Genomic DNA, 11,868 nt, shown 5'->3' on the forward strand with positions numbered 1-11,868 from the left:
CTCCTGTAACGGAAAACGAGCCCGCCCCTAAGGGCGGGAAAGCGTCAGGCGGTTTGCGCCAGGTGGGCATCAATTTTGTTCATGATGGCGTCAGCGCGTTTTACCGCGTCGCTGATATTGACGCGTACAATGGTTTTCCCGGCAAAGCGCTCTTCGAACTTAATGCCGATATCTTTGGTCAGGATCACCATATCTGCGGCGGCAACGTCTTCTGCCGTTAGTTCGTTCTCCAGGCCAATTGACCCCTGCGTTTCAACCTTCACTTCCCAACCTTTAGCTTTGGCGGCACTTTCCAACGCTTCGGCCGCCATGTAGGTATGGGCAACGCCTGACGGACATGCTGTTACTGCAATAATTCGGGTCATGTTCTCTTCCTCACTCAGTTAATTTCGAAATCCAGATCCAGGTCGTCCTCTTTTTCCACGACCTGTTTTGCATTCTTGCGGGCAATACTCTTCAGCACGTTAACGCTAATGGCCGTCACCACAGCCCCCACGGCAACCGCCGCGATGTAGCCGAGTTTGCCCTCCACCACAGGGAGAACGATGAGCCCGCCCCAGCCGGCATAGCATTGCGCGCCCATCACGGCGGCCGTCACTGCGCCAGATGCGGATCCCAGCATGATGGAGGGAATGACACGCAGAGGATCGGCAGCGGCGAACGGAATGGCCCCTTCGGTGATCCCCACGCAGCCCATCACTAATGCGGCCTTACCCGCTTCACGCTCTTCACCGGTAAAATTCTTGCGATTAATCAGCGTCGCCAGGCCTAATCCCAGCGGTGGCACACAGATACCGACTGCCGCAATCGCCACCACGGTGTAGACGCCCTGTGCAACGCAGATCAGCATGAAGGCATAGGCGACTTTATTAATCGGGCCGCCCATGTCGAAGGCCAGCATCAACCCCGTGATGACGGCCAACACTACGATGCTGCCCTGCTGCATCCCTTGCAGCCACTGGGTTAAGCCCGTCGTCAACGCGCCAACTGGTTCACCCAGACCCCACATCATGATGCCTGCGGTAACAAAGGTGCCGATGATAGGGATGATGAAGATAGGCATGACGGATCGCAGCACTTTCGGGACCGGCAGTTTTTTCAGATACCAGACGACAATCCCGCCGAGGATCCCGGCAATAATGGCGCCGAAGAAACCCGCACCGAAGCTGTTACCGACCCACGCGGCAATAGCGCAAGGCGCCAGCGCTGCGCGCTCGGCAATGGAATAGCCAATATAGGCGGCCAGGAAAGGCACCATCAGCGTCAACCCTGCTACGCCGATATCGAATAGCTTTTTGAGGTTGGGATCGGTTGCAGCATCCGGGACCGCACCCTTGCCGTACAGCATGACCGAGACCGCCAGCAAAATACCGCCTGCGACCACGAACGGGATCATGTGTGATACCCCGGTCATCAGATGCTGCCGCGTGTTCTTGAGAATATGCACCAACTCTTTCATATGTCGCTCCTGGCCTAAAACCACAAAGATGTTGTGGCAAACAATAGGCAATCAGGAAGACGGCTAACAGGAGACAAAAAGGCCATTTACTGGATTTTTGTAATGTCGAAATAAAAATGAGATCCGCCTCCACATTTCTGATCAACGGCACGCATAAGACAAAACACCACAACCTGTGAGTCAAATCTCACTTTTCACGTGATATTACATTTGTCCAGCTTTTGGCAGATTTATCACATGGCGCGCGTCATCAACACACTCGTATGCTGTTGCCCAATGAATAAGGATTGATTTCAGGAGTGTGTATGGCTCTCGTAGTGGAATTTACCTGTGAATTACCCAACGGTGTTCACGCGCGTCCGGCAAGTCATGTGGAGACGCTGTGCAATACGTTTATCTCACAAATCGAATGGCACAACCTGCGCACAGACCGTAAAGGGAATGCCAAGAGCGCACTGGCACTTATTGGTACCGATACGCTGGCAGGCGACGCCTGTCGTCTGGTGATCCACGGTGAAGATGAGCAGAACGCCCATCAACAACTAGAACAATGGCTCCGGGAAGAATTTCCACACTGTGATGCGCCGCTCGCAGAAGCCATCAATACTGAGCGCGATCCGCTGCCAGAATCTCTCGCACGCCTTAATCCAACGCTCTTTCGCGCCCTGCCTGTGTGCAGCGGTAGTGCCCAGGGCGTGCTGACGTTGCTGACCTCGCTGGATCTCAATGCACTGACGGATTTACCCGACGCGAAAAGCGTAGAAGATGAACAGTCAGCGCTGGACAACGGACTCACCCTGCTGGTGAAAAACATTGAACTTCGTGCGCTGGACAGCGACAGCACCGCCAGCGCAATTCTCGACGCGCACAGATCTCTGGCGACGGATACCTCTCTGCATCAGCATCTTCTTGCTGGCGTGAGCCAGGGGCTAAGCTGCGCGCAAGCGATAATCGCCACAGCCAACCATTTCTGCGATGCGTTCTCTCGCTCCAGCAGCAGCTACTTACAGGAACGTGTGCTGGATGTGCGCGATGTTTGCTATCAACTTTTACAACAAATTTATGGTGAACAACGCTTTCCGGCACCGGGACAACTCACTCAGCCGAGCGTCTGCCTTGCCGACGACCTCACGCCCGGCCAGTTCCTGGAACTCGATAAAACTTTGCTTAAGGGGCTACTGCTAAAAAGCGGTGGAACAACCTCGCACACCGTTATTCTTGCACGCTCCTTTAATATTCCGACACTAGTGGGCGTCGACAGCGAAAGCCTGCTGCAGTGGCGCAATAAGCCCGTATTTATCGATGGCAATGCCGGTGCGGTCGTGGTCAATGCCAGCGATGCGGTAACACGCTACTACCGACAGGAAGCACGGGTACAACAGGCACTACGCGAGCAGCAGGGCATCTGGCTTGACCGGGAAGCCAGAACCGCAGACGGCCTGCGCGTTGAGATTGCCGCTAACATCGCCCATGCGGTGGAAGCGCAGGCAGCATTTGCGAACGGCGCCGAAGGCGTTGGCCTGTTTCGCACCGAAATGCTTTATATGGACCGCAGCAGCGCGCCCGGTGAAAACGAGCTCTACAACATTTTCTGCCAGGCGCTGGAAAGCGCAAACGGGCGCAGCATCATCGTGCGGACCATGGATATCGGCGGCGATAAACCGGTGGAGTATCTGAATATCCCGGCCGAAAATAACCCGTTCCTCGGCTACCGCGCCGTACGTATTTACGAAGAATATGCAGTGCTTTTCTCCACCCAGCTTCGGGCGATCCTGCGCGCCTCTGCTCACGGCAGCCTGAAGATAATGATCCCGATGATCTCTTCCATGGAAGAGATCCTGTGGGTGAAAGAGAAACTTGCCGAAGCGAAACAACAGCTCCGCGCGGAACATACTCCGTTTGATGAGAAAATCCCGCTCGGCATCATGCTGGAAGTGCCTTCTGTAATGTTTATCATCGATCAGTGCTGCGAAGAGATTGATTTCTTTAGCATCGGTAGCAATGACCTGACGCAGTATCTGCTGGCCGTTGACCGCGACAACGCCAAAGTCACACGCCATTACAACAGCCTTAACCCGGCCTTCCTGCGGGCGCTGGATTACGCGGTGCAAGCCGTCCATCGCCAGGGTAAATGGATTGGCCTGTGCGGCGAACTGGGTGCAAAAGGTTCGGTGTTGCCATTGCTGGTGGGTCTGGGTCTGGATGAGCTGAGCATGGGGTCGCCCGCCATTCCGGCAACCAAAGCGCGCCTGGCACAGCTTGATAGCCGCGCCTGCCGCCAGTTGCTGAATCAGGCTATGGCGTGTCGCACTTCGCTTGAAGTGGAACACCTGCTGGCGCAGTTCCGCATGAATCAGCAGGACACACCGCTGGTCATACCACGCTGCATTTCACTGGACAATGACTGGAACAGTAAAGAAGAGGTCATGAAAGGAATGACCGATAACCTGCTGCTTGCAGGACGTTGCCGCTATCCCCGCAAGCTGGAGGCCGATCTGTGGGCGCGCGAAGCCGTCTTCTCCACCGGTCTCGGCTTTAGCTTTGCCATTCCGCACTGCAAATCGGAGCACATTGAGCAATCCACCATTAGCGTTGCACGCCTGAAAGCCCCCGTCACGTGGGGGGATGAGGAAGCACAATTCATCATCATGCTGACGCTGAACAAACATGCCGCGGGCGATCAGCATATGCGTATTTTTTCCCGCCTGGCACGCCGCATCATGCATGAAGATTTCCGCAACGCGCTGGTTAACGCCAGCTCCGGGGAGGCGATTGCTTCCCTGCTACAACACGAATTAGAACTGTAAAACGAGGAAGAGTGATGGAACTGTACCTGGATACCGCCAACGTGGCGGAAGTTGAACGCCTGGCGCGCATTTTTCCCATAGCGGGCGTCACCACCAATCCGAGCATCATTGCCGCCAGCCGTGAATCCATTTGGGACGTGCTGCCGCGCCTGCAAAAAGCCATCGGGCCAGAAGGCACGCTGTTTGCTCAAACCATGAGCCGCGACGCAGAAGGCATGGTGGAGGAAGCCAAACGTTTGAGTAACGCCATCCCGGACATCGTGGTGAAAATCCCGGTGACCGCTCAGGGGCTTATCGCGATTAAAGCGTTGAAAAAAGAGGGGATAACCACGCTGGGGACTGCCGTTTACAGCGCTGCGCAGGGTTTGCTTGCCGCACTGGCAGGCGCGAAATATGTCGCGCCGTATGTAAACCGCGTTGACGCTCAGGGCGGTGATGGCATTCGCATGGTCCAGGAGCTGCAATCCCTGCTGGAACTGCACGCGCCGGAAAGCAAAGTGCTGGCCGCCAGCTTCAAAACGCCGCGTCAGGCGCTGGACTGCTTGTTGACAGGATGCGAGGCAATCACGCTTCCCTTAGACGTAGCGCAACAAATGCTCGGCACGCCAGCGGTAGAGTCAGCCGTAGAGAAGTTCGAGCAAGACTGGAAAAACGCGTTTGGTAGCCTCAATCTCTAAGGGAGAACTGTTATGGACCGTATCATTCAATCGCCGGGAAAATATATCCAGGGCGCTGATGTGCTTACCCGTCTCGGCGACTATCTGAAACCCCTGGCCAATCGCTGGCTGGTTGTCGGCGATAAATTTGTGCTGGGTTTTGCCGAAGAGACCCTGCGTCAGAGTTTTAAAAATGCGGAACTCTATGCCGAAATAGCGCCATTTGGCGGCGAGTGTTCACAAAATGAAATCGATCGCCTGAAAAAACTGGCCGACGGCGCCGACTGCCTGGCAGTCCTGGGCATCGGCGGCGGTAAAACGCTGGATACCGCCAAAGCGCTGGCTCACTTTATGGACGTGCCCGTCGCCATTGCACCGACTATTGCCTCCACCGATGCGCCGTGCAGCGCCCTTTCCGTTATCTACACCGATAGCGGCGAGTTCGATCGCTACCTGATGCTGCCGCACAACCCGAACATGGTCATTGTGGATACCAAAGTGGTAGCAGGTGCGCCGGCACGTCTGCTGGCCGCCGGGATTGGCGATGCGCTGGCGACCTGGTTTGAAGCACGCGCCTGCTCGCGCAGCGGTGCGACCACCATGGCGGGCGGCAAATGTACGCAGGCTGCTCTCGCGCTGGCCGAGCTGTGCTACAACACGCTGATTGAAGAGGGTGAAAAGGCCATGCTTGCAGCGGAACAGCATGTAGTAACACCGGCGCTGGAACGCATTATCGAAGCCAACACCTATCTTAGCGGCGTAGGATTTGAAAGCGGCGGACTGGCGGCGGCACACGCTATTCATAACGGTATGACGGCGGTACCGGACGCGCACCACTTCTATCACGGTGAAAAAGTGGCGTTTGGTACGCTGACGCAGCTGGTGCTGGAAAACGCGCCGGTAGAAGAAATAGGGACCGTCGCGGCGCTTTGCCACAGCGTTGGGCTGCCGATTACGCTGGCACAGCTAAATATTAAAGAAGATATTCCGGCCAAAATGCGGCTGATCGCAGAGGCGTCCTGTGCGGAAGGAGAAACCATCCACAATATGCCTGGCGGCGTGTCGCCGGATCAGGTTTACGCGGCGCTGCTGGTGGCTGACCAGTATGGGCAGCGGTTCCTGCAGGAGTGGGAGTAACTGGCATGAATAAAAATCCCCGCATCGGCGGGGATTTTTTTGCCCGTAAGCCGGGTAAGGCGTAGCCGCCACCCGGCACAAGGGTTACTTCACGTCAAACCGGTCCAGATCCATCACCCTCGCCCATGCTGCAACGAAGTCGCGGACAAACTTCTCGTGTGCATCATCACTGGCATAAACCTCTGCCAGCGCGCGCAGGACGGCGTTTGAACCGAAGACCAGATCGGCGCGGGTGGCGGTATATTTCACTTCACCGCTGGCGCGATCGCTTCCGGCAAACAGCTCATTAGATTCGTCGGTCGCCTTCCACTGGGTATTCATGTCCAGCAGGTTCACGAAGAAATCATTGCTCAGCACGCCTTCGCGGTTGGTGAACACGCCGTTCTTACTGCCATCAAAGTTGGCACCCAGCACGCGCAGGCCGCCGATCAGCACCGTCAGCTCCGGTGCGGTCAGCGTCAGCTGTTGGGCTTTATCAATAAGCAGGGATTCCGTCGTGGACACATCCACCTGCGCACGATAGTTGCGGAAGCCGTCAGCAACCGGTTCGAGCAGGTTAAACATCTCGATATCCGTCTGATCCTGACGCGCATCCACGCGGCCCGGCGTAAACGGAACGTTGACGTAAACGCCTGCCGCTTTTGCGGCCTGCTCAACGCCTACCACGCCCGCCAGCACGATAATGTCGGCCAGAGAGGCTTTGTTGGTGGTGCGCTGGATAGCTTCCAGAGCCGGCAGCGCACGAACCGCTGCGGCGTTCACGTCCCAGTCACGCTGAGGAGCAAGCGCCAGACGCGCACCGTTGGCGCCGCCACGCTTATCGCCACCGCGGAAGGTCGATGCCGACGCCCAGGCCACAGAAACCAGCTCGCTCACAGAGAGGCCAGAGGCCGCAATTTCCGCCTTCAGGCTTTCAATGTCCTCTTTGGTAGGTTTGAATACCGCCTCCGGCAGCGGGTCCTGCCAGATCAGATCTTCTTTCGGTACTTCCGGGCCGAGGTAACGCGATTTTGGTCCCATATCGCGGTGGGTCAATTTGAACCACGCGCGCGCGAAGGCTTCGTTAAAGGCCTGCGGGTCGTTCAGGAAGCGGCGGGAAATCTTTTCGAATTCCGGGTCAAAACGCAGTGTCAGGTCGGTAACCAGCATCGTTGGCTTACGTTTTTTGGATGGGTCGAACGGGTCAGGCATGATTTCCGGCGCATCCACGGCTTCAAACTGAATCGCTCCCGCCGGGCTGCGGGTCTGTACCCATTCGAATTTGAACAGGTTCTCGAAGAAGTAGTTGCTCCACTGGGTCGGAGTTTGTGACCAGATGACTTCCAGACCGGAGGTTATGGCATCAGCGCCCACGCCCGTGCCGAGCGTGCTCGCCCAGCCGAGGCCCTGCGCTTCAATCGGTGAGGCTTCCGGGTCAGTACCCACGTGGGTGGCTTCACCCGCGCCGTGGGTTTTTCCGAGGGTATGGCCGCCTGCAATCAGCGCCACGGTCTCTTCGTCGTTCATACCCATGTTGCCAAAGGTGGCGCGAATCGCTGCCGCCGCTGACAGCGGCTCGCCGCTGGCGTTTGGCCCTTCCGGATTGACGTAGATCAGGCCCATTTCGGTGGCAGCCAGCGGACGCTTCGCCAGCGCTTCCGGGTCACGGTGGGTCAGCCAGGCTTTCTCATCACCCCAGTTCACGTCCAGATCCGGTTCCCAAACGTCTTCACGTCCGGCACCAAAACCAAAGGTGCGGAAACCCGAGTTTTCCAGCGCCACGTTACCCGCGAGGATAAACAGGTCAGCCCAGGAAATTTTTTGTCCGTATTTTTTCTTGATGGGCCACAGCAGACGGCGCGCCTTATCCAGGCTTACGTTATCCGGCCAGGAGTTCAGCGGCGCAAAGCGCTGTTGACCGCGTCCAGCCCCACCGCGTCCGTCAACGGAGCGATAGGTACCCGCGCCGTGCCAGGCCATACGGATAAACAAGCCCGCATAGCTGCCCCAGTCGGCAGGCCACCACGGTTGAGAGTCGGTTAAGAGTGCTTTGAGGTCGCCTTTAAGGGCGGAGTAATCAAGTTTGCTGAATTCTTTGCGGTAGTCGAAGTCTTCACCCAGCGGGTTCGAACGATTGGAATGTTGGTTAAGAAGATCGATGCGGAGTTGTTTTGGCCACCAGTCGCGGCTGCCTGTACCTGCGCCCGCGCTGTGATCGACGCCGCCCTGGTGGAACGGGCATTTGCCGACTGATGCCGCTTTATTGGTCTCGTCTGACGTGCTCATCGCTATGCTCCCTTTTACAGTGTTACCGTTACGATATACACCACTAGCAATAAGTTATAGTTGAATTAATCCACAGATTCGATAGCTGATACCTTTTAACTTTTTACCCTGTTAAAAAGCCCTCAATATAAGAGGGCTTTTGGTGTTTTACGCGGGGCGAACGCCCAGGGTATGGCAAATAGCGTAGCTCATCTCCGCGCGATTTAACGTGTAGAAGTGGAAATCTTTTACTCCTTCACGGCTTAAAATTTTCACCATGTCCATCGCGATATTAGCCCCCACCAGCTTGCGGGTTTCCGGGTCATCGTCCAGCCCTTCGTACATTTTGGACATCCACAGCGGAATACGGACATTGGTCATATCAGCGAATTTCTTCGCCTGCTTAAAGTTAGAGACCGGCAGAATACCCGGGATAATTTCAACGTCGATGCCCGCGGAGACGCAGCGGTCACGGAAGCGCAGATAGCTTTCGACATCGAAGAAGAACTGGGTAATGGCGCGATTCGCGCCGGCGTCCACTTTACGCTTGAGGTTAAGCAGATCGGCCTGGGCGCTTTTCGCTTCCGGATGCACCTCAGGATAAGCGGCAACGGAGATATCAAAATCAGCCACTTCTTTCAGCAGCGCGACCAGATCGGCGGCATACATGTCCGGCTTACCGCTGCCCGGCGGCAGATCACCGCGCAGTGCGACAATATGACGGATGCCGTTATTCCAGTAATCCTGGGCGATAGCCCGTAACTCGTCGCGGGTCGCGTCAATACAGGTGAGGTGCGGCGCAGCTTCCAGACCGGTACGATCTTTGATGCCTTTGATAATGCTGTGCGTACGATCGCGCTCGCCGGAGTTAGCGCCGTAAGTCACGGAAACGAACTTCGGCTTCAGGCTGCTGAGACGATCGATAGAGCTCCACAGGGTTTGCTCCATTTCACTGGTGCGCGGCGGGAAAAATTCAAAAGAGACGTTAATCTGACCGTTTACTTCGGCCAGGCTCTGATTCAGTGCTTCCCGCTGGTTGGCGTGAAAAAAGCTCATACCTTACCTCTATCAATCACATGTCGTTGTCTGTTGTCTTGTGAACTTCTATACGTTTAGACGTCCAGATGTAAAAATGACGGAAAAGCAGAGGGACGTCAACATAAATAATCAACAATAACGGTGAGGTTTGCTCAGACAAGATGAAGAAAGTTCATGATGGGGAGTGAGACATCCCCTGCCCAGGACCTTACTGCCCTTTGGGTAAAGGGGAAAAGACCGCACCAGGCAGTCTTCTCCCTATGGGGTGTACGGTGCGGTTTTAATGCCAGCAGAAATGATGCACAACCTGAGTAATCAGTTCGCGGGTTGGCTTGATGAAGCGGGTTTCCAGATATTCATCCGGCTGGTGCGCCTGGTTGATGGAGCCGGGGCCAAGGACCAGCGTAGGGCAAAGCGTCTGAATAAACGGCGCTTCGGTGCAGTAGTTCACCACGTCGGTTTTCTCACCGAGCAGCTTTTCCACCACCTCAACCAGCTGATGGTCCGGCGGGCATTCGTAACCCGGGATCGGCGGATGCAGTTCGGAGACCGTCAGGCGGCCCGGCCAGCGCTCGCTCACCGGGGCCAGCGCCTCATTCAGCAGGCCGTCGAGATCGCTGAGGGTCATACCCGGCAGCGGGCGGATGTCCATATGCAGTTCGCAGCAGGCGCAGATACGGTTCGAGGCATCGCCGCCGTGCAGGCTGCCGAGGTTCAGAGTCGGATACGGCACGGTGAACGCGTCATAGTGATAGCGCTCTTTCAGATCGTCGCGCAGGGCCATGATGCGACCGATGGCGTCATGCATCAGCTCAATGGCGTTCACGCCGCGCGCCGGGTCGCTGGAGTGGCCAGACTGGCCGAGCACGCGCACGGCCGTAGAGATATGGCCTTTGTGCGCGCGAATAGGTTGCAATGACGTCGGCTCGCCGATGATCGCGCAATCCGGGCGAATCGACGTGTTTTCAGAGAAGTAGCGCGCGCCCGCCATGCTGGTCTCTTCATCAGCGGTCGCTAGAATGTAGAGCGGTTTTTTCAGCTTCGTCACGTCCACGTCACGCAGCGCGTCGAGGATAAAGGCGAAGAAGCCTTTCATGTCGGCGGTGCCCAAACCGTAGAGCTTGTTGTCGTGCTCGGTCAGGGTGAACGGATCGCGCGTCCAGCGGCCATCGTCAAACGGGACGGTGTCGGTATGACCGGCCAGCAGCAGGCCGCCCGCACCGGTTCCGGTGCTGGCGAGCAGGTTAAATTTGTGGCGGGTTCCGGGAACGGGCTGAACCTCAACATTAAACCCAAGATCGCTAAACCAACCCGCCAGCAGATTGATTAAAGACTCATTGCTCTGATCCAGCGCTTCTTCCGTTGCGCTGATGGACGGTGTGGCAATCAGGGCGCGGTAGATCTCGATAAATGGCGGTAAGTTCATTTTCATTGTTGACACACCTTAGGTCGTGATAGTATCAATATTCATGCAATAAATGTGAATAAAAATACATTAACGTTGAGCATAAAGGAACCCGATGTTGAATACGCTGATTGTAGGCGCTAGCGGTTATGCGGGCGCAGAGCTTGTAAGCTACGTGAATCGCCATCCACATATGACCATAACCGCTTTGACCGTGTCAGCGCAAAGCAATGATGCAGGAAAGTTAATTTCCGATTTGCATCCGCAGCTTAAGGGCCTGGTCGATCTGCCGCTGCAGCCCATGTCTGACATCAGCGAGTTTACCGACGGCGTCGACGTGGTGTTTTTAGCCACCGCGCACGAGGTCAGCCACGACCTGGCGCCGCAGTTCCTGGCGGCTGGGTGCGTGGTCTTCGACCTCTCCGGCGCGTTCCGCGTTAATGATGGCGCGTTCTACGAAAAATATTACGGTTTCACCCATCAGCATCCGGATCTGCTGGAAAAAGCGGTGTACGGCCTGGCGGAGTGGAGCGCAGACAAACTGAAAGAAGCTGACCTGATTGCCGTTCCGGGCTGCTACCCGACTGCGGCGCAGCTTTCCCTGAAGCCGCTGATCGACGCAGGCCTGCTGGATCTGAGCCAGTGGCCGGTGATCAACGCCACCAGCGGCGTGAGCGGTGCAGGCCGCAAGGCGGCGATCTCCAACAGCTTCTGCGAAGTGAGCCTTCAGCCGTATGGCGTGTTTAATCACCGTCATCACCCTGAAATCACGACGCATCTGGGCGCGGACGTCATTTTCACCCCGCACCTGGGCAGCTTCCCGCGTGGGATCCTCGAAACCATCACCTGCCGCCTGAAACCGGGCGTGACCAAAGAGCAGGTGAACGAGGCCTTCACGCAGGCGTATGCGGACAAACCGCTGGTGCGCCTGTACGACAAAGGCGTGCCGGCGCTGAAAAACGTGGTCGGTCTGCCGTTCTGCGATATCGGCTTTGCCGTTCAAGGTGAGCATCTCATCGTGGTGGCCGCAGAAGATAACTTACTGAAAGGCGCTGCCGCACAGGCAATGCAGTGTGCAAATATTCGTTTCGGTTTCCCGGAAACGCAGGCTCTTATTTAAGG

At 56.5% G+C, this 11,868-nt stretch carries 9 protein-coding genes; 4 read left to right on the forward strand and 5 right to left on the reverse strand.

All coding sequences use genetic code 11. The annotated features are described in order from the left end of the window. Positions 1-44: 44 nt before the first annotated feature. Positions 45-365, reverse strand: coding sequence for a PTS fructose-like transporter subunit IIB (locus tag ACWYRJ_RS05175; RefSeq protein WP_111963972.1), 321 nt, complete (start codon positions 363-365; stop codon positions 45-47). A 14-nt stretch (positions 366-379) separates the two neighbouring features. After that, on the reverse strand, positions 380-1,459 hold the full coding sequence (locus ACWYRJ_RS05180) for a PTS fructose transporter subunit EIIC (protein WP_111963971.1): 1,080 nt from the start codon (positions 1,457-1,459) through the stop codon (positions 380-382). Positions 1,460-1,764: 305 nt separating this feature from the next. On the opposite strand from ACWYRJ_RS05180, the gene ptsP reads away from it, so the two are divergent. Genes ptsP through gldA form a run of 3 tightly spaced genes read left to right on the forward strand, consistent with a single transcriptional unit; the run spans position 1,765 to position 6,059 of the window. Next, positions 1,765-4,266, forward strand: a complete 2,502-nt coding sequence (gene ptsP / locus ACWYRJ_RS05185; RefSeq protein ID WP_455507519.1) for a phosphoenolpyruvate--protein phosphotransferase — start codon at positions 1,765-1,767, stop codon at positions 4,264-4,266. A 14-nt stretch (positions 4,267-4,280) separates the two neighbouring features. After that, entirely contained in the window at positions 4,281-4,943 is a 663-nt protein-coding gene (fsa, locus tag ACWYRJ_RS05190) for a fructose-6-phosphate aldolase (protein ID WP_111963969.1), read from the forward strand. 12 nt (positions 4,944-4,955) lie between these two features. Further along, on the forward strand, positions 4,956-6,059 hold the full coding sequence (gldA, locus tag ACWYRJ_RS05195; protein WP_455507520.1) for a bifunctional L-1,2-propanediol dehydrogenase/glycerol dehydrogenase: 1,104 nt from the start codon (positions 4,956-4,958) through the stop codon (positions 6,057-6,059). Positions 6,060-6,143: 84 nt separating this feature from the next. On the opposite strand, the gene katG is transcribed toward gldA, so the two are convergent. From katG to argE, 3 genes are all read right to left on the reverse strand, one after another. Next, on the reverse strand, positions 6,144-8,324 hold the full coding sequence (gene katG / locus ACWYRJ_RS05200) for a catalase/peroxidase HPI (protein ID WP_149367359.1): 2,181 nt from the start codon (positions 8,322-8,324) through the stop codon (positions 6,144-6,146). 147 nt (positions 8,325-8,471) lie between these two features. Further along, positions 8,472-9,359 carry a methylenetetrahydrofolate reductase gene (gene metF / locus ACWYRJ_RS05205; RefSeq protein WP_064673068.1) on the reverse strand — a complete coding sequence of 296 codons (888 nt, stop codon included), beginning with the start codon at positions 9,357-9,359 and terminating at the stop codon, positions 8,472-8,474. A gap of 262 nt (positions 9,360-9,621) precedes the next feature. Beyond that, positions 9,622-10,773, reverse strand: a complete 1,152-nt coding sequence (gene argE / locus ACWYRJ_RS05210) for an acetylornithine deacetylase (protein ID WP_047653031.1) — start codon at positions 10,771-10,773, stop codon at positions 9,622-9,624. Positions 10,774-10,861: 88 nt separating this feature from the next. Between argE and argC the strand changes: the two genes are divergently transcribed. Beyond that, on the forward strand, positions 10,862-11,866 hold the full coding sequence (argC, locus tag ACWYRJ_RS05215; RefSeq protein WP_032662767.1) for an N-acetyl-gamma-glutamyl-phosphate reductase: 1,005 nt from the start codon (positions 10,862-10,864) through the stop codon (positions 11,864-11,866). The last annotated feature ends 2 nt before the right edge of the window (positions 11,867-11,868 follow it).

This window comes from Enterobacter sp. (assembly GCF_977039595.1).